Consider the following 19,859-nt stretch of genomic DNA (forward strand, 5'->3'; position numbering starts at 1 on the left):
TGTCAACTTCGATGCTTCACTCAACTCGTCTAGGAAGGAGTGAAAAAAATGTTTTTATTAGAAAGACTTGATAACACCATAAAAAAAGCAAAAGCTCAAGCAGCCAATGTTTTAACGTTACTAAATTTAAGTTTTGGTATTTTAGCTATTATCTTTACTACTCATGGGCATTATAATATTAGTTTGACGTTAATTTTTTTAGCCGCTTTATCCGATCGTTTTGATGGGATGGTCGCACGGCGCTTTGATATTGTTTCTGACTTTGGTAAACAACTGGACTCTTTGTGTGACCTCGTATCATTTGGAATTGCCCCGAGTTTACTTATTTATCAAAGTATGTTGAATGGTTCAAGTACAAGCGGCGCTGTTGCAGTCATCTTATATATTCTATGTGCAGCGATCCGCCTTGCTAAATTCAACGTTCAAGAAAATACAAGCTACTTTTTCGGTATCCCAATTACGTTAGCAGGAATCCTCTTAACGTTTAGTTATTTATTTGCAAATTCATTATCTAGTGTAGCTTATCTTTATATAATGGTCATTTTAGCAATTTTAATGATTAGCCCATTTAAATTAAAAAAAGTATAACAAAAGCCTCCATCAATGTGGATTAGGTACTTTCCCTCCCGGACGATGAGATGCGTCTATCCATCTTACTTCTTATGCATGATGGATCATAATCCCCTTAAAATTTTGCTATTTTAAGGGGACTATCTTTTTTAAAGTCATGCGTTCGAACAACTGACCACCTTATTTATAATACGCATAAAATCCAAACCCAATGATAAGTAATAAAATGACAATAACGATAATGAAAACACCCGTATAATTAGGACTAGACACACCGTATGGATAATAATAAGGATATTCTGGTGGATAGTTATAAAAAGGATCAAAGAAATAGGAACGATCACTTTCCATTTTTACAACTCCTTTATTTTTCTTATTTCGATTGTTGTTTTTCTTTATAAAACGCATGAAATAATTTCGTTAACGCCCGTTTTTCAATTCGAGAGACATAACTCCTAGAAATACCTAACTGTTTCGCAATTTCACGTTGTGTTTTTTCTTTTTTATCGTGTAACCCAAATCTTTCGATAATAACTAACTGCTCTCGTTTATCTAAAATGTTTAAAAACCGATATACCTTCTCTTGATCAAAATGTTGTTGCAGTTTTTCTACAATATCCACTTCATCATTTTTTAACACTTCCATTAATGTAATTTCATTTCCTTCTTTATCTTGACCAATCCGGTCATGAATAGAAATATCTTTTTTCGTTTTTTTCGTTGCACGTAAACACATTAATATCTCATTTTCAATACAACGGGAAGCATATGTCGCTAATTTGGTTCCTTTTCCTGGTGTATAGCTTTCAATTGCTTTTATTAAACCAATCGTCCCAATAGAAATTAAATCTTCTTTATCTTCTTTTGTATTATCAAATTTTTTTACAATATGAGCAACTAATCGTAAATTATGTTCAATCAACTTATTACGGGCAGCTACATTTCCTTTTAACATTTCATCAATGTATTTTTTTTCTTCATGACTAGGTAATGGCTGAGGAAAAGCATTATGTTTTACATATGAAACAAACACCATTACTTCTTTTAAGATGTACGTCATAAACGCCACAATTCCAGACACGATGCTCACCCCTTTAGGCTCTTTACTACACCTTATGTGAATTTGGGTAAAACTGTGCCTGTCAGCATCATTCTTTTTTAAAAAAATAAAAAATCACCTTCTCTCCAAGCGTCTGAGAGAAAGTGACCAAGTTCCGTTCTATTTTTTTATTCATTTCTTCTATGAGATTGAATGGACTCTTTGTATCAAAGAAAAACCGAGGGAGTTAGTTTTTCTTATACGACAGAGTCTTTTTATATTTCGTTCAAATGTTCATATGTGTGATGTTTATATATATTTCGATTATTTATCCTTTTTATATAAACGAAGAGATGGCATTTTATCAATAAACGATTACTTATCTTATCACTCATTTGTGGCGAATGAGTTTTTATACTGAAAGCTATGTGATATTTTTTATTATTAAAAAAGAGGGAACGATAAAAATCCTTAAAAAATGTTGTCGAACTGAATTTTAATTCCATTACCTGTATAATATATGAGATAGAGAAAGCGTTTTCTTTTTACATAAAATTTTTTAAATAGAATACATTCAGCAATCCTTTTTACACATGTACGTTTTCATCTATGTACAAAAAGTTTTTATTCTATTTATTGTGTACTGGACTAATCCTTAAACACCTTTTAATTAACAAAACAGCATGATTGATTCTTGTTTTACAAAAAAATGTCTTTCTTTTTCCCCTATTGTCTACTTCATAGTATGATGTTGCGACTTTGTTCTACTGCATGAACTTATTTCTTCATTCCATAAAGCTACTAACTTTTTTCATACAATACTTACTATTTTTAGGACTATTTTAGTACCATGCCCTCCTTCCATTTCATGTTATTACTTTAAAAACATTAAAAATGATTTCTATTGTGTTATAGTTTGTTTTTTTATAACTAACTCTAACAATTTTTATTCTACAAATGTTTCCACATTTAATCAAGTATGAAAAAAGAAAATATTTGAACAATTTATGAATATTAAAAAAACAAGCCGATTACTATCATCGACTTGTTTTTTGTAATAATATCGTTAAACTTGTGAGCGTAACAATAATCGTTGCACCCATATCTGATAAAATAGCAATCCATAACGTTAACATACCTGGAATAGTTAACAATAAAGCAATTAATTTCAAACTTAATGCAATGAGTAAATTGACTTTTATAATCCGATTTACTTTTTTAGAAATAGAGATAGCTTGTGGTAATTTACCTAAATGATCTTGCATTAACACAACATCCGCTACTTCAATCGCACTATCTGTTCCTTTCCCCATCGCAATTCCAACATTGGCTGTTGCTAATGCTGGTGCATCGTTAATTCCATCTCCAACCATTGCTGTTTTGTTTACTTGTGTTAATTCTTTTATTTTTGCTACTTTTTGTTCAGGTAACAAGTTCCCGTAATATTCATCTAATCCAATTTGTTGCGCTACTTTTTCAGCCGTTTGCATATGATCGCCTGTTACCATAATGGCTTTTTGAATCCCTACTTCGTGTAAATCAGCGATTATTTTTTTGGATTCAGGGCGAATCTCATCTTCTAATCCAAATATTCCTAGTACTTGTTTTTCATCCGATACTACTACTAACGTTAATCCTTGTGCTTTCATTTGCTTGATATCTTGTTTTACCGCATCAGATAGCGAAAAATCTCGGATTATTTTTTCGTTTCCAATTCGGTATGTTTGCTGATGAAGTACAGCTGTCACACCAAGACCAGGGAGTGTTTGAATATCTTCTACTGTTGGAATTTGTTTAATAGAAGCAACCACATGAGCAAAAACAGCTTGTGCTAAAGGATGAGAAGACTTTTGCTCAATAGCTGCACTCACGAGATAACATGTTTCTTGATCATACATTTTTTCGTGCGCAACATGTGGCTTGCCTTTCGTTAAGGTACCTGTTTTATCAAAGGCAATTTGTTTCAATTGTCCTAACTGTTCAAGGACAACACCGCCTTTCACTAAAATACCGTTTCTTGCATTCACGGTTAAACCTGATACAATTGCAATCGGGAAAGATAAAATTAATGCACACGGACATCCAACGATTAAAACCGCTAATCCTTGGTAAATCCACGGCATCCATTCTGCACCTAATAATAACGGCGGAACAAACATTACTAACATTGCAATGATAATAATAGCTGGTGTGTAATATTTAGCAAATTCATTCACAAATAATTCTGTTGGTGTTTTCGCTTCTTGCGCTTCTTCCACTAAGTGTAAAATTTTCGCCAAAGAAGAATCTTCATATTCTTTCTCCATTTGAACATACAAAACGCCTTCGTTATTAATACTTCCACCAAAAACAAAATCCCCATTTTGTTTATCAATCGGTAACGATTCCCCTGTAATAGCAGCTTCATTTACCGAACTCATTCCCTGTACAACAATTCCATCGGAAGGAATTTTTTCTCCTGCTTTTACAATCACTACATCATGGACTTTCAAATGTTCAATTGGTATCCGTTTTTCTTCTCCGTTTCCTAATAGCGTTGCTTCTTTCGGTGCTATATTCAAAAGCGACTCCATTGATTTTCTTGCTTTTTGCATTCCGTAACTTTCAAGCATTTCGTTTAATCCGAATAAAATAGCGACAACAGTTGCTTCTTTCCATTCTCCTATTAAGACGGCTCCTGTTAAGGCAATGGTCATTAACGAATCCATGTTAAATGTAAATTTCGCAAGGTTTTTTAATCCTTTTAAAAAAGTAGAATATCCACTCAAACCAATGGCCAATATATATATTGGAACGGCATACGTTGAATCAAACTTTCCAACTATTAATGCGCCAATAAACAACAAAACAGAACCGATTAACTGTCGTTTCATTTTATCCATTCGATGATGTCCTTGATCATGATGTGTTTCTTTTTGCGCTTCCATAATTGCAGCTCCGTCTGAAGCGAGTATTTTTTTAATGGCGTCTAAATCCGCTTGTTCATGTACAACTAATTTATTAGAAGCAAAGTGCACTTTTGCATCTTGCCCAAAATCAAGCTTTTGAATTTCTTTTTCTAGCGTGGCTGCACAATTGGCACAACTTAATCCCTCTAGCTTATATTCGATAGTTTTTGCTTCAGGAACAATGCTTGCTCCATCTGAAGCTAATATTTTCTCGACTTGTTTCATATCCACTTGTTCCGAAACAACTAATTTACTGGAATTAAATTGTACTTTTGCTTTCTCACCGTGTTCTAGTTTTTTTATTTCCGATTCTAATGAAGCTGCACAGTTTGCACAACTTAATCCTTCTAATCGATACTCTTTCATGCCTTCTCCCTCCATTAATCATGCTTGGCATGATCGATTGCTTCATGTAAAAACCGAATGACGTGTTCATCGTCAATCGAATAATAAATCGACGTTTTTTCTCGTCTAAACTTGACTAATCGTAAATTTTTTAAAAAACGTAGTTGATGAGAAACGTTGGATTGAGATAAATTAAGAATTTCTACGATTTCAGAAACAGAACATTCTTTTTTGGATAATAAAAATAAAATTCGAATCCGCGTTGGATCGGAAAGAGCTTTAAATGTTTGAGAAACTAAAAATAATGTTTCCTCATCTAATAGATGTTCCATTTCATTTTCTTCTATCATCATCCTCACCCCTATGTCATCATTATATGAACATATACTCATGTATATCATTATAATAACCTATTTGATAATTACTTTCAATAAAGAATCATTCATCACGGTTCGTTTTTTCTTCTTATTTCCATACTAAATTGTGAATTACTGTTCGTTCATAAAAAAGCAAAAAGCAAAGAAAATTTCTCTGCCTTTTGCTTTTTACCATGATAGATAGACACTACGTTAAAAAACTATTAATCTCATTTACCCATTCGATCGTTTCTAAATATAATTGATATACATCATCTTTTGTTACGTTTAGGAATGAAAGGTGTTGCTCTACCATTTCCCATTCTCCTCTTTCTAAGTGCTTAGCCATTTGTAAGAGATATTGTTCTTGCTGATTATTTTTTTGCAACAATGTATCTTTTATGGAATCTTTTAAAGCTAATTCGTCTAGTGCTTCTTCTAAAGAAACACCTAAAATAACATCAATATAGGAAAATAACCCAATTAAAAAACATTCCGATGGTTCAAAAAAATTTCTATTTAATTGAGCTAAACGTTCACATAATTTCCCACGCATTAAACTAAATTGAAAAATTTCATGATTACTATCTGATTGATCGGCTTGTAAAGAAAGCAAATATACCATTTTTTTGATTTCATCTATCCCTAAAATGACAACCGCCTTCTCAATGGATCCCACTTTATGCCGTGTAAAATAAGATGGTGAATTTACTAACTTTAATATTTTATAGGAGAAGGATACATCTTGTTCAATTAATTGTGCAATCTTTTTTACATTTGGTTCTTCTTGATTTAGTTCCATATACAAATCGTTGTAAGAAAGTAATCCCCCTTTTGGAACGACTTGTCCTTTCATAATCACTGGTTTACTAAAAAAGTATCCTTGAAAATACGTGTACCCAAGCGATTTTGCTTCTTCAAACTGTTCTCTCGTTTCTACTTTTTCTGCTAATAATTGAATCCGATGCTTAGATAATGTCTGAACAAGTTCTTTTCTTTCTTCTGGTGTCGTTAGTAAAAAATCAATTTTCACAATATCAGCGAAATGTAACAAAGATTCACTTTGATCTTTTAAAACAAAGTCATCTAATGCTAAAATGTACCCTTTTCTTTTTAACTCTCGACATGCTTCTATAACGGCAGGTGTCGGACGAACATCTTCTAGTATTTCTACAACAATTTGTTTTGCGGGTAACAACAATGGTAACCGTTGTAAGAGTAAATTTTCTGTAAAATTAATAAAACTTAAATGATTGTCTGAAATTTGATTAATGCCGATATTAATCAGGCTATTAATTAATACTTCAATCGTCGCCTCATCTGGATTGTTATTTTCAAAAACATTTTGTTCTTCATTGCTTCTATATAACAACTCATACGCACAGACAGACTCATTTTGATTAAAAATCGGTTGGCGTGCAACAAAAACTTTCATTTTTTCCACCTCACGAAAACAAATAGCTAAAAAGTAATATGTTAGGAAAATATCCTTCTCATTTTTCAAATAATAATCTATGCTAATGTAAAAAAATATTATTGTACTTTCTCACCTATACTATCATGATATAAAACCTTTCACGACATATGTTTTATTATTCATTATACTGTAATTTTACTATTTATATGAAAAAATAAGGAAAAATCCTTTCGTGATATAGAGATAAAAGGATTTTTCTTAGTGTTATTGTTATGCCGGATCTATTTCTAGTAATAAATCTCCTGTTAAAATAGATTCCCCTTCTTGAACATGAATATCTTTTACTATTCCAGCAACCGGTGCTTGTATGGTTGTTTCCATTTTCATCGCTTCTGTAATCAGTAAATGCTCACCGCTTTTTACTTCTTCTCCTTTTGTAACTAACACTTTCAGCACAGTACCTGGCATCGTTGCACCGATATGAGACGGATTTGTTTTATCTGTTTTCCTTTTTTCTATCATGGTTGATTTAATGCTTTGATCTTTTATTGTTACTTCACGCGGTTGCCCATTCATTTCAAAATAGATAATTCTGGTACCATCGGATTGTGGTTGACTAATCGCAACGAGTTTCACGATTAACGTTTTTCCCTGTTCAATTTTGACGTGAATTTCTTCTCCTAAACGCATACCGTAAAAAAATGTTGGTGTATCTAGCACGGATAGGTCCCCAAATTCATCTGTTACTTTTGCAAAGTCTAAAAAGACTTTCGGATACAATGCATAGCTAAGTACTTCTTCAGCTGTTGCTATATGATGTAATGTATCGCTTAATAACTCTTTCATCGCCTTAAAATCTACCTCTGGTAATGTTTTTCCCGGACGATCGTCTAACGGTTTCTTTCCATTTAATATAATGTTTTGTAGTGGTTGTGGAAATCCTCCACTAGGTTGACCTAAGTACCCTTGGAAAAATTGAACAACAGAATCTGGAAAGTCTAATGTTTTCCCTCGTTCGAAAATAGTTTCTGCCGATAAATGATTTTGTACCATAAATAACGCCATATCACCGACTACTTTAGAAGACGGCGTCACTTTTACGATATCTCCAAATAATAGATTTACCCGTCGATACATATCTTTTACTTCATCAAAGCGATTTTTTAATCCAACCGCTTTTGCTTGTTGTTGTAAGTTACTATATTGTCCGCCTGGCATTTCATGTTGATATACCTCTGTATGTGGTGCTAACAAGCCGCTTTCAAAACCATGATAATATTTTCGTGTTTCTTCCCAATATCGACTGATTTTTTCGACATGCTGTATATTCATTTTCGGGCGTCTAGAACTATGCTCCAATGCATAATATAATGTGTTCATACTCGGCTGTGATGTTAATCCTGCCATTGACCCCATTGCAGCATCGACAATATCAACTCCCGCTTCAATTGCTTTTGCATACATAAAAATTCCATTTCCGCTCGTATCATGCGTATGCAAATGAATGGGGAGATCTACTGTTTCTTTTAACGTTGTAATAAGTTGATAGGCAGCTTCTGGTTTTAATAAACCTGCCATATCTTTAATACCTAAAATGTGCGCTCCTGTTTGTTCTAGCTCTTTTGCTAACTGTTTATAATAGGAAATGTCATATTTTTTTCTTCCAACATCTAAAATATCACCTGTGTAACACATCGTTGCTTCTGCCACTTTTCCTGAATCAATAACAGAAGCAATCGCTATTTCCATCCCTTTTACCCAGTTTAAGCTATCAAAAATTCGGAACACATCCATGCCATTTTTCGCAGCTCGTTGCACGAAAGATTGAATGACATTGTCCGGATAATTAGTGTACCCAACTGCGTTTGCACCGCGCAATAACATTTGTAACAACACATTGGGAACTTCTTGTCGTATTGTTTTTAATCGCTCCCATGGGTCTTCAAATAAAAAGCGCATCGAAACATCAAACGTTGCCCCTCCCCACATTTCCATTGAAAATAAATGTGGTAATAAATACGCTTCTGGCTTTGCAATTTGGTTTAAATCTTTTGTTCGTACTCGAGTAGCTAACAAGGATTGATGTGCATCACGAAATGTTGTATCTGTGATGAGTACTTCTCGTTGGTTTTTAATCCACTCTACAAGCCCTTTTGCTCCATGTAATTCTAGAATTTGTTTCGTTCCATTTTCAATAGAAACATCTACCGGAATTTTTGGAATCATTGGCTCATCAAATGTTGGTTTCTTTTGTTTTTCTAGCCCTGGATAGCCATTTACCGTTGTTTTTGCAATATACGTTAACATTTTTGTCCCGCGGTCTTTCAGCTTTGTAAATTGAAACAATTCTGGTGTCGTGTCAATAAAAGACGTATCATATTGACTTGTCTTAAATTTTTCATGCTGCATTACATTTATTAAAAATGGAATATTCGTTTTAATACCACGAATACGGAATTCCCGTAAGTTACGTAACATTTTTTGTGATGCTTGCGCAAAAGATAACCCCCACGTTGATAACTTCACTAATAGCGAATCATAATAAGGAGTAATCACTGCACCTTGAAAACTATTTCCTGTATCTAACCGAACACCAAATCCCCCACTAGAACGATAAACGGTAATTTTCCCAGTATCTGGCATGAAATTATTTGCTGGATCTTCTGTTGTAATCCGGGCCTGAATAGCATATCCGCGACAAATAATTTCCTCTTGTTTCGGTATTGCTAGTTCTTCGCTATGTAGCGACAAACCTTCAGCTAAATGAATTTGAGTTTGGACAATATCAATGCCCGTCACCATCTCTGTAATTGTATGTTCGACTTGAATTCTTGGATTCACTTCAATAAAATAAAAATCCCCATTTGGTGTCACTAAAAACTCTACTGTACCGGCATTTTTATAATGAACATGCTTCATTAAACGAACAGCTGCTTGACAAATTTCCATTCGTAATTCATTCGATAAAGAAACAGATGGTGCAACCTCGACTACCTTTTGGTATCTTCGTTGAACGGAACAATCTCGTTCGTACAAATGAATAATGTTCCCATCGTTATCCCCTAAAATTTGTACCTCAATATGTTTAGGGGTTTCTACAAATTTTTCAACATATATTTCATCTTGACCAAATGCCTTTTTTGCTTCTGATTTTGCACGTTCGTATGCTTCTTTTACTTCCTTTTTAGAACGAACAATTCTCATTCCGCGACCACCACCACCAAGAGACGCTTTAATAATGAATGGAAAACCGTGGACATCACCGAACCTTTCTGCTTCTTGTAAACTTAAAATCGGACCATCGCTTCCCGGAATGACTGGAAGGTTAGCATCAATTGCTGTCGCTCGGGCCGCTACTTTATCTCCAAACATTTCTAAGTGACGAATCGCTGGACCAACAAAAATAATTCCCTCTTCTTCACAGCGCTTTGCAAACGTCGCATTTTCGGATAAAAAACCATATCCAGGGTGAATTGCATCTACATCTGTTCGTTTTGCAATTTCAATCATCCCTTCAATATCTAAATATGCTTCAATTGGTTGCTTTCCTTCTCCAACGGCGTACGCTTCATCAGCTTTGAATCGATGATACGAGTTGCTATCTTCTTTGGAATAAATGGCCACAGTACGAATCGATAACTCAGCGCAAGCTCGAAAAATTCGGATTGCAATTTCTCCTCGATTTGCCACTAGTAACTTTTTGATTTTTGTTTTTTGCAGTCCCCTCTGTTTCATTTACGTTTCTTCCCCTTTCCCCAAAAAACTGAAACAATCATCCACACTTTTCAAGCTAAAGCAGAAGAAATAGAGTTACAAAGGAATATAAACCGTTTAGCAAATAGTATGTCATAATTATTTTTATTATGTCATACTTATATTAAAATTCCTATTATTTTATAAAAAAAGAACCTAAAAATATTAATTTAGGTTCTTTTTTCCTTATATCGTAGTTGCTTCAAACGTTTTACAATCGGTTTCTTTTTGATGTTTTGCATGATTTCCATTTTGACTAACAACATAAATTTGTTCTGCTCCACACTTGTTTCCATTTTCCCAATAAGAACAGTTATTTACTTCACAAAGAACATCTTTTGCCATTTTCACTCCCCCTTTCCTTTTTAATATGCAGGGAAATTGGGGGACTTATTCATTTTTCTTTAGACAATTGCGTATGCTCTTGTAAAAGCACCGTCACTATTTTTTATCTTTAATGGAGCCGCTGAAAAGAAAAAACGTTCTTTCTGTATTTGATCCAAATTTTTTAAGTTTTCTATTAGGATAATTTCATTTTTTAACAATGTGTGATGGATTGGAGATGTTTCACTCGTCACTTCGTCAGGAGACAAAAAATCAATTCCAAGTGCATTGATTTCTAGTTCTACTAATCGGTCAGCTAATGCTTGGGACAAATAAAAAGACTGTTCTACATACTTCTCCGTATTCCATAATTGAGAAGCGTTCGTACGAAGTAACACAATATCCCCTTTTTGAATCGATACATTTTCTAAAATGGACAGTGGAAGCGCAGATCCTAGTACATTTGTCGCATCCACTATGACTGCTTCACCTACAAATTTCTTTAGTGGTAGGTTATCAATTGTTTTTCCACTTGAAATAAAATGTTTTGGTGCATCACAGTGTGTCCCCACATGTACAACAGCATGTAAATCTGTTACTTGAAACCCGCTTTCCTCAATCGAAGTAAGTTCACGTAGTTGAAGGGAAGGCGTGCCTGGAAATTGCGTCATATTTTTCTCAAACGTTTGGGATAAATCGATAATTTTCATCTAGGTCCTCCTTCTTAAAAATTCCAATATGATTACTATGATTATAAAGAAGCTCTTTTCTTTTTGTCAATAAAGAAATCTTCCATCAGTGGGAGTTTTCGCACTTCCCACAGGGATAGTTAGATGTACTTATCCTATGTTTACACAAAAAGCGTAGGAAGGCTCGTTCACTAACTGAATAAAAAAACGAGAGCTTTTATTTCGCTCCCGCTGCTTGTTTATGCAAATACTTCCGTCCACTCTGCGCGCTTTTCTAAAAGATATGTGGCGATTTTTTTTGCACCTTCTAAGCTATGGCTTGCAGCAAATCCACATTGCACTTCGTTGCACGCTGGTACTTCTGTTGCTTCTAACACATCTTGTAACGTTTTTTCTAATACGGTTAAAATCTCCTCGTAATCATCATGATTAATAACCGATAAATAAAAACCAGTTTGGCATCCCATTGGACCAATATCAATGACACAATCTAAATGATTACGGATAAGTTCGGCCATTAAATGTTCTAAAGAATGAAGCGCTGGCATTTCCATATGAGATTGATTTGGTTGGCAAACACGAAAATCATATTTATGAATTTGATCGCCATTTTTACCAGTTGTTACGCCAACGAGACGAACATATGGTGCTTTCACCTTTGTATGATCTAAATTAAAACTTTCTACATTCATTTTTTTATTTTCCACGTTGTTTCAACTCCTCAATCATATTAATTACTAACGTCGCTGAGTGACGACCTGCTTTTTCCAAAAATTGTTCATATGTTTGATGCGTATCATCATTTTTTCCTGCAATATCCGAAAGTGCACGAATGACTACAAACGGAATGTTAAAACGGTAACAAGTTTGCGCAATGGCACCTGCTTCCATTTCTGCAGCATAAATAGATGGAAATTTTTCTTTTACAAATTGTACACGATCGGCACTATCCATAAAAGAATCACTAGTTGTAATTAAACCTTTTGTAACATGAATATCGTCAATTTTTTCAGCACTTTTAATTGCTACATCTACTAATTTTTCATTTGGTACATAGTTTGCAGGCATTTGCGGCACTTGTCCATACTCATATCCGAAAACAGTAGCATCTACATCATGGTAACGAACTTCTGATGAAACAACAATATCACCAACTGCTAACTCCTGATGAAATCCTCCAGCTGAACCAGTATTAATAACGTATGTAGGTGTGTATAATTCATTTAATAACGTCGTTGCAATTGCTGCATTCACTTTACCAATTCCCGACTTTACTAACACCACATCTACGTCGTGAAGAGTCCCGTGATAAAATTCACAACCAGCAATTGCTTTTGTTTCCATCCCGTTTAATTGAAGGCGTAAAATATCTACTTCTTCTTCCATTGCACCAATAATTCCAATTCTCATCTTCTTCCCTCTTCCATTATGTATGTGGTCAAACTTTTATGAACAAAAAGAAATTTCAAATTGCCCTACTCCATTTTTTACATTAAAATAGATGTTTCTTTACATCTATCATACCTTACTTCTTTATTATTTAACAATCCTTAGATTGCATTCTAACAATTATAAGCGATCCCCTTGCAAGGATAAAAAAGAATGATTATTCTTAATACGGAAGCAATTGAAAAAAGGAGAGGTACGTTTTGATTACATTAGAACAAATAAAAGATAAAATAGAACTTTTTGAAGCGAGCGATTTAGTTAGTTTAGAAAAAAAGATTCAAGAAAAAATCGATGCTAACCAAGCATTGCTTTTATCCGTCCATTCTGTCTCCTATCAAACAGCCATGCATCTAGAGACAGGAAAGGTACATTATTCCGCATGCGTTCACTTTAAAGCTAACTATTAACAAAACGATGCTTGTACATAATAAAAATCGGGAAATATCTCCCCGATTTTTATTATTTCGTAAATGGATTTGATTCTAATAATTGTACACTTTCTGGTTTCCATCCTTTTTCTGGTACCCACACTAATGACACTTCATACGGTGTATTTTGCGTTTCTCTCGTACTTACATAACCAATCACACGATCTGGTGCACCACCATTTTTTACCCACCAAGTAACCATTTGATCTCCGGGAATTTCTGTTGCGTAACTCATTGCTTTCTCCATTTCGCTCCAGTCCACACTGTTTTTATCAAACTGTGTCACATGTGGTTCACTTTGGCTTGTCCCAATTGGTTGAAATTCTCCTGGTTCTTCTGCCTCTTCTTCCGTTTCTTTCTTTTCTTCTTCCTCTTGTTTTTTATCTGCTTGTTCTTTTTTATCTTTTTCTATTGTTTGTTTAGAAGAAGGTTCTTGTTTTTCCTCTTTTGTTGTATTTGTCTCTACTTTCGTTTCGTTTGTCTTATTAGAAGCCGTATCTTTTTGCAAAACGATTTGAATCCCGATAATTAAAATGAGCATAAAGACGAGTACAATTGATAAATTTAAATATTGGTTATACTTTTTCTTCTTTGTATTCACTTGACGTTGCAAACGGCTCTTTGTCTGTTTTTCCTTTTCATCCATCGAATAAACCTCCTTATCCTTCACTATTCTTATTGTAACATTAAATGAGAGATGAAGTGACTTTGTCTTTTATATTATACCATTCGAATGCCTTTGAAAATAAGTGCTCCTTTTTATTGATTTTCCTCTTGATAAGAAGAAAAAAATCAAGCGATACAACCTTTCTTTGTATCGCTTGATTTTCTTATTGAATGGAAATAATTTTCACTTTCATTTCTCCACCTGGTGTTTTTACTTTTACTTCCTCACCAACACCATGGCCCATTAAACTCTTTGCCATTGGAGATTCATTTGAAATTTTCCCTTCAAACGGATTGCTTTCTGCACTTCCGACAATCGTATATGTTTCTTCCTCTCCGTCTGGAAGTTCGATAAATGTCACTTGTTTTCCAATAGAAATAACACTAGAATCTGTAACGTTTTCTTCGATAATAACCGCATTGCGAATCATGTTTTCTAATTGTTGAATACGTGATTCCACGAATGCTTGTTCATCTTTTGCTGCATCATACTCGGAGTTCTCCGATAAATCACCAAAGTCACGAGCTATTTTAATTCGTTCTACTACTTCTTTTCGTTTTTCCGTTTTTAAATATTCTAATTCGTTTTCTAACTTTTCTTTCCCCTCAAGTGTCATGTAAAACTCTTTTTCTTCCGCCATAATTCTTCACTCCTTCAATACAACTTTCCTTACTGTACGAGCTATTTTATCAATGATTACCTTCTTATGCTATTACAAATCATTCACTTGTTCAAGAATAGAGATAATTTTTATGTAAAAATCATCTGGACATAATCGTATTGTGGATGATTCCTATCTTTGTTATGCATCACAATATTTTCATATATATTCCATTCCCTCACAAATCATGACATGTATTACTTACATCATTCGTTTACGCATAATATCATGAGCTTCTACTGGTTGTTCTACTTTCAATTTTACAATTTGTAATGGGTGACGTGCTGCATCTATTTTGTTATCGTCTTCATCCCAAATAGTACCTACTGTTTGCGTGAAATTGTCGATATTTGGACCGAAAAATTCAATTTCATCTCCAGGTTTAAAATAATTTCGTTGTTGCAACGTCACCATTTGTGTATCTAGATTATAATCTAACACAATTCCAGCAAAATCATGCGTCGTACGTTGTGAATGTTCCCGATACATTTGTTCTTGATAACCTGGTTCATTAAGGAAAAATGCAGGTGCCGTATCACGATTTGCACATTTATTTAATTCTTCTATCCATTCTTTTTTAATCGAAAAATGATTTGGATCTTGACAGTAAGCATCAATGACTTTTCGATACACACTTGCTACCGTTGCAACGTAGTGAATCGATTTCATTCTTCCTTCTACTTTTAAACTGTCCACACCAGCTTCGACTAATTGCGGAATAAATTGAATTAAATTTAAATCTTTCGGACTCATAGCAAATGGTGCATCTTCTTCTTCAAATAACGCTTTTTTATGTTTTTCATCGTACTCATATAACTCATAGTCCCAGCGACAACTTTGACAGCATCCACCGCGGTTTGAATCACGAGCCGTCATATGATTACTTAATGTACAACGACCAGAGTACGAAATACACATTGCACCGTGTACAAACGTTTCGATTTCAATATCCACTTTTCGTTTAATTTCTAGTAATTCTTCATAACTAACTTCCCGTGCTAATACGACACGTTCTAATCCTTGTTGTTTCCAATACTCCACTGCTTTATAATTTGCAAGTGATTGTTGGGTACTTAAATGAACTTCTAATTTTGGGGCTACTTTTCGTGCTGTTTCAATGATGTATGGGTCTGCTGCAATGACAGCAGCAATCCCAACACGTTCTAGATCTTTTAAGTATTCCTCTAATCCTTGCATATTTTCATTATGCGCGTAAATGTTTGTTGTTACATATACTTTTGCACCGTACTCTTTCGCAAAAGCAACGCCTTCTTCCATTTCTTCAATAGAAAAGTTATCGGCATTTGAACGCAAACCAAATTCGCGTCCTCCAATATATACAGCATCTGCACCAAAACGAACAGCAGTTTTTAATTTCTCTAAATTTCCAGCTGGCATTAACAATTCTGGTTTTTTGATGATGATACGTTTTCCTTCGCTTGTTACTGTTGAAATTTCCGTAGCCACGTTTTTTTCCTCCTTTTCCTTAATAAATCGTTTCTTTATAGAAAAAGCCTGTTCCTAACGGACGTGTCGTCGGTTGAAGTTCTTCTACTTCTTGTAATAATTCATCCGCTTGGTCCTCATACTTTTCTGGATTTTGTTCGTATAAATCAAACGCTTTTCGATACGTCCGTGTTACTGCAGTAATATAGTCTTTTTCCTGTAGCACACCATCGATTTTAAAACTATCAATCCCTGCATCTAACATGTCTGTTAAATCATCAATAATCGTTACATCATGTAGTGACATAATGTGTGTACCGCTCGCATCTTCAAAAATAGGATAATGTACTTTCCGCTCTGGATCGTATAACATCAGATGACGGCTAGCATCACTTTTTTCTACTTTTAAATTTTTCCCTTGGTATTCAAAATAATTTCCTAATAAATGGCGTTTTGATTGGAACATGCAGAGCATCCCGTGTACTTGTACTTCAATTTCCACGTTAGCATGTTCTTTCGTTTCCACTATTTCTTCCATATTAATTTCTTTTGCCATTACCGCCCGTTTCGCACCGCGTTCTCCCCAATAATTAGCTTGAAAATAATTTGTACCTGTCGTTTCAGTGCTCCAATGTAACGGCATATTAGGTGCTATTTCATTTCGAATCATTAAAACAGCAGGATCTCCAAAGATAATTGCATCCACCTCTACATCACGCAAAAATGCAATATAATCATATAATCCGTCTACTTTATCATTATGAAAAATACCGTTTACCGCAACGTACACGTTCATGTTTAAGGAATGAGCGAGTGCTGTCGCCTTTTTTACATCTTCTCTGTTGAACTCTCCTGCTAAACGAAGACCAAATTGTTCTTCTCCGATTACAATGGCATTTGCTCCCGCTTCATGTAAATCTTTAATATGATCAACGTCAATTGGTGTAACAAGTAATTCTTTTATTTTTGTCATTACTTCTCCCCCTTTTTTATACTAATTGCAATACCATCCCCAACTGGCAAAATAGTCGTACGATATAGTGGGTGTTTCATTAACCATTCATTATATTTTTTAATCTTTTTTGCTAACGTTCGAAGGCGTTTACTTTCAATATCATCTGCTTCTTTTGCCACTAACCCACGAAACAAGACATTATCAGATAAAATAATCCCTTTTTCTGTTACGAGTGTACCATACAGTTCAAAAAACTTTTGATATTGGCCTTTTGCAGCATCAATAAATAGAAAATCGAACGGACCGTATGATTGAATTTGCTCAAATACGTCAAGCGCATCTCCTTTTATGACGATAATACGGTCGGATAAATTCGCTTTTTGAATATTTGCTATTGCTTCTTCATATCTTTTTTCATCACGTTCAATCGTATAAATCGTCGTTTCTTCTAACGTTTGCACCATCCGAATGGCAGAATAACCGATTGCTGTACCAATTTCCAAAATTTTTTTTGGTTGATGAATACGAAGAATTTGTAGTAACGTTTCCACTCCTACTAATTCCATAATCGGCACATGATGAACACGTGCATATTCTTCCATTTCTAGTAACTGTTCATTCCTTGTTGGAATAAGGGATTCAAGATAGGTTATCAATTCATTTGGGATCATGAAAATACTCCTTTAAAACCATTTCATTCTTTCTATTCTGCATAAAAAAGAGGGAGAATGCAAGTTCCATTTCTCCTCTTCCATCAATTCTTACTTTAATTCTGCCCATTCAGATTTATATTGTTTATAAACGGCATCATGTTCTTCATATGTTTTCGTATAAAGTACTTCTCCGTTTGGTCTTGCGTAAAAGAATAAATACTCACTTTTTTCCGGTAATAATGCCGCTTTAATCGATTCTTCTCCCGGGCTATCAATTGGTCCAATCGGTAATCCTGGGTTTGTATATGTGTTATATGGTGATTTTGTTTTTAAATCTTCGTACGTCACTTGAACCCGGTGGTCATCTAATGCATATAAAACCGTGACATCCGATTGAATTGGCATATTTTGAGCGATTCGATTATAAAAAACCCCAGATACTTTAAAACGATCCGCTGTTGTTTTAGATTCTCTCTCAATAATAGAAGCTAACGTAAAAATTTGATGCCGACTAAGTGATGATTGTTCGAATTGTGCTTCATACCTTTTCATATATAAACTTGTCGTTCTAACTAACTCTTCTACCATATCTTTTTCGTTCATTTTCGTTAAGTCCCACTCATAAGTAGCTGGGAATAAGTATCCTTCTAATGGATGTTTAATCTCTTTTTGTAAAATTTCTTCTGTTAAAATATTCGGATATTTTTTCATTAACGCTTGAATAAAAGTCGGATCATCCATTATTTGAATCCATTTTTCTTTTGGAATAGCTGTCTTTTCCGCTAAAATATCCGCTATTTCCACTAAACGTTTTCCTTCTGGAATCACTACTTTCACATTCGTTTGAAAAATCTCGCCTTTCGATAATTTATCGACTATTTCTTGCACACTCATACTTTTTGAAAATTGATACGTTCCTGCTTGTAAGGAATGAATATCTTCTTTTTTTACATAATAACGAAATGCCTTTTCATCTTGAATAAGACCTTTTTCATCCAATATTTTCGCTATATCAGCTGCCGAAGCACCTTGTTTAATTTCAATTAATTCCTGTTGCTTACTTTTTGGATCTACAGGTTGTAAAGCCTTTGTATTATATGACTGAAACGTAAACACGCCGGCAACGACAAATATCAAAACAAGAACAATAAACAAGGATAAAAAGAAAAGCACTTTTTTCTTTCGTTTATTCGTCTGTTCTGGATGTACATGTAATGATGACATAAAACCTTCCTTTCCGTCTCTCCATCCAATCTTCTTTTTACTCATTTTAATATTATACTATAGTTCACCTAATTTTCGATAGATTTCACTATGAAAGACGGAAAAGCATGAAAAAACGTCATTTTTTCCTATCGATTCATGTGTAATAAACGAGATAGAAGGAAAGCGGAAAGCAAAAAACCTCTAAACATCGTTTAGAGGTTTTTTTGTTTATTCTTCATCTAATGTTTCTAACGTTTCTAATACTTCTTCTACCATATCCCACTCTTCATCTGTTTCAAGTGGTGCAATTGGTAAATCTTTTGCATCATCTGTATCGTCTTCTTCATAATAACGGAAAGCAAATACTTCCACTTCTTCTTCCATATTTTCGCCAGCTGGGAAGACTAAAATATACGAATGGTCGTAATTGTCTGGTTTAAACATGTAATATACTTCGAATAAATGCTCTTCCTCTTCAAAAGGAATAATAATTTGATCGCCAATTTCTAAAGCCATTTTATTCACCTCGGTTTATATTTTGCTATCAAGATACCCTTGTAAAATCATGACAGCCGCCATTTTATCAATGACTTTGCGACGCTTTTTACGACTAACATCAGCTTCGAGTAGGACTCGTTCTGCTGCCATCGTTGTTAAACGTTCATCCCATAAGACAACAGGAATGCCCGTCTTGTCTTCCACTTTTTCTGCAAAATCTTTACTTGCCTCTGCCCTTGGTCCAATTGTACCATTCATATTCTTAGGTAGTCCGATGACAATTTTTTCAACCGAATACATGTCAACCAATTCTTCAATTCGTGTAAGCCCACTTAAAAAATCTTTTTCTTCGTCGCGAGGGATTGTTTCTATACCTTGTGCCGTCCATCCTAGTTCATCACTTACTGCAACCCCGATTGTTTTTGTTCCAACGTCTAACCCTAAAATCCGCATGA

At 34.4% G+C, this 19,859-nt stretch carries 20 protein-coding genes; 2 read left to right on the top strand and 18 right to left on the bottom strand.

Features of this window, described 5'->3' with window-relative positions; translation table 11 throughout:
* Positions 1-48: 48 nt before the first annotated feature.
* Positions 49-588, top strand: a complete 540-nt coding sequence (pssA, locus tag BN1372_RS09200; protein WP_062198781.1) for a CDP-diacylglycerol--serine O-phosphatidyltransferase — start codon at positions 49-51, stop codon at positions 586-588.
* Positions 589-750: 162 nt separating this feature from the next.
* Here pssA and BN1372_RS15240 read toward each other — a convergent pair whose 3' ends face one another.
* The 10 genes from BN1372_RS15240 to mtnN form a co-directional block, all read right to left on the bottom strand.
* Positions 751-921: a hypothetical protein gene (locus BN1372_RS15240; protein ID WP_154662984.1), complete on the bottom strand. Its 171-nt coding sequence runs from the start codon at positions 919-921 to the stop codon at positions 751-753.
* A 22-nt stretch (positions 922-943) separates the two neighbouring features.
* Positions 944-1,651, bottom strand: coding sequence for an RNA polymerase sporulation sigma factor SigK (sigK, locus tag BN1372_RS09205; protein WP_062198782.1), 708 nt, complete (start codon positions 1,649-1,651; stop codon positions 944-946).
* Positions 1,652-2,646: 995 nt separating this feature from the next.
* Positions 2,647-4,923: a heavy metal translocating P-type ATPase gene (locus tag BN1372_RS09210; RefSeq protein WP_062198784.1), complete on the bottom strand. Its 2,277-nt coding sequence runs from the start codon at positions 4,921-4,923 to the stop codon at positions 2,647-2,649.
* 14 nt (positions 4,924-4,937) lie between these two features.
* On the bottom strand, positions 4,938-5,252 hold the full coding sequence (locus BN1372_RS09215) for an ArsR/SmtB family transcription factor (protein WP_062198786.1): 315 nt from the start codon (positions 5,250-5,252) through the stop codon (positions 4,938-4,940).
* Positions 5,253-5,466: 214 nt separating this feature from the next.
* Positions 5,467-6,693 carry an EAL and HDOD domain-containing protein gene (locus tag BN1372_RS09220; protein ID WP_062198788.1) on the bottom strand — a complete coding sequence of 409 codons (1,227 nt, stop codon included), beginning with the start codon at positions 6,691-6,693 and terminating at the stop codon, positions 5,467-5,469.
* Between the two features lie 252 nt (positions 6,694-6,945).
* Positions 6,946-10,410, bottom strand: coding sequence for a pyruvate carboxylase (gene pyc, locus BN1372_RS09225; protein WP_187118409.1), 3,465 nt, complete (start codon positions 10,408-10,410; stop codon positions 6,946-6,948).
* Between the two features lie 204 nt (positions 10,411-10,614).
* A complete protein-coding gene (locus BN1372_RS14695) occupies positions 10,615-10,773 on the bottom strand; it encodes a DUF1540 domain-containing protein (RefSeq protein WP_074018171.1) in 159 nt (52 codons plus the stop codon).
* A gap of 59 nt (positions 10,774-10,832) precedes the next feature.
* Positions 10,833-11,462 carry a cyclase family protein gene (locus BN1372_RS09230; protein ID WP_062198790.1) on the bottom strand — a complete coding sequence of 210 codons (630 nt, stop codon included), beginning with the start codon at positions 11,460-11,462 and terminating at the stop codon, positions 10,833-10,835.
* A gap of 218 nt (positions 11,463-11,680) precedes the next feature.
* The gene (locus tag BN1372_RS09235; protein ID WP_062201250.1) at positions 11,681-12,133 is read right to left on the bottom strand and encodes an S-ribosylhomocysteine lyase; all 453 of its coding nucleotides are present in this window, start codon (positions 12,131-12,133) and stop codon (positions 11,681-11,683) included.
* A gap of 4 nt (positions 12,134-12,137) precedes the next feature.
* Complete coding sequence (gene mtnN / locus BN1372_RS09240; protein WP_062198792.1) at positions 12,138-12,851, bottom strand: 5'-methylthioadenosine/S-adenosylhomocysteine nucleosidase; 714 nt, start codon at positions 12,849-12,851, stop codon at positions 12,138-12,140.
* 239 nt (positions 12,852-13,090) lie between these two features.
* Here mtnN and BN1372_RS09245 point away from each other — a divergent pair, with 239 nt between their 5' ends.
* Positions 13,091-13,297 carry a DUF2536 family protein gene (locus BN1372_RS09245; RefSeq protein ID WP_062198793.1) on the top strand — a complete coding sequence of 69 codons (207 nt, stop codon included), beginning with the start codon at positions 13,091-13,093 and terminating at the stop codon, positions 13,295-13,297.
* A gap of 52 nt (positions 13,298-13,349) precedes the next feature.
* Here BN1372_RS09245 and BN1372_RS09250 read toward each other — a convergent pair whose 3' ends face one another.
* The 8 genes from BN1372_RS09250 to ruvX all read right to left on the bottom strand — a co-directional run bounded on the left by BN1372_RS09250 (position 13,350) and on the right by ruvX (position 19,857).
* Entirely contained in the window at positions 13,350-13,964 is a 615-nt protein-coding gene (locus tag BN1372_RS09250) for a YrrS family protein (RefSeq protein ID WP_062198795.1), read from the bottom strand.
* A 184-nt stretch (positions 13,965-14,148) separates the two neighbouring features.
* The gene (gene greA, locus BN1372_RS09255; protein WP_062198797.1) at positions 14,149-14,625 is read right to left on the bottom strand and encodes a transcription elongation factor GreA; all 477 of its coding nucleotides are present in this window, start codon (positions 14,623-14,625) and stop codon (positions 14,149-14,151) included.
* 222 nt (positions 14,626-14,847) lie between these two features.
* Entirely contained in the window at positions 14,848-16,044 is a 1,197-nt protein-coding gene (locus BN1372_RS09260) for a peptidase U32 family protein (RefSeq protein ID WP_082419082.1), read from the bottom strand.
* A gap of 88 nt (positions 16,045-16,132) precedes the next feature.
* Entirely contained in the window at positions 16,133-17,065 is a 933-nt protein-coding gene (locus tag BN1372_RS09265; RefSeq protein WP_062198801.1) for a peptidase U32 family protein, read from the bottom strand.
* A complete protein-coding gene (locus BN1372_RS09270) occupies positions 17,065-17,718 on the bottom strand; it encodes an O-methyltransferase (protein WP_062198803.1) in 654 nt (217 codons plus the stop codon). Before BN1372_RS09270 ends, BN1372_RS09265 begins: the two co-directional genes overlap by 1 nt.
* Positions 17,719-17,808: 90 nt before the next feature.
* Positions 17,809-18,924, bottom strand: coding sequence for an endolytic transglycosylase MltG (gene mltG / locus BN1372_RS09275; protein WP_062198805.1), 1,116 nt, complete (start codon positions 18,922-18,924; stop codon positions 17,809-17,811).
* A 210-nt stretch (positions 18,925-19,134) separates the two neighbouring features.
* Positions 19,135-19,422 carry a DUF1292 domain-containing protein gene (locus BN1372_RS09280; protein ID WP_062198807.1) on the bottom strand — a complete coding sequence of 96 codons (288 nt, stop codon included), beginning with the start codon at positions 19,420-19,422 and terminating at the stop codon, positions 19,135-19,137.
* A gap of 15 nt (positions 19,423-19,437) precedes the next feature.
* Positions 19,438-19,857, bottom strand: a complete 420-nt coding sequence (gene ruvX, locus BN1372_RS09285) for a Holliday junction resolvase RuvX (protein ID WP_062198809.1) — start codon at positions 19,855-19,857, stop codon at positions 19,438-19,440.
* Positions 19,858-19,859: the final 2 nt, after the last annotated feature.

It is taken from the genome of Massilibacterium senegalense, from assembly GCF_001375675.1.
In the GTDB taxonomy this organism is placed as follows: Bacteria; Bacillota; Bacilli; order Bacillales; family Massilibacteriaceae; genus Massilibacterium; species Massilibacterium senegalense.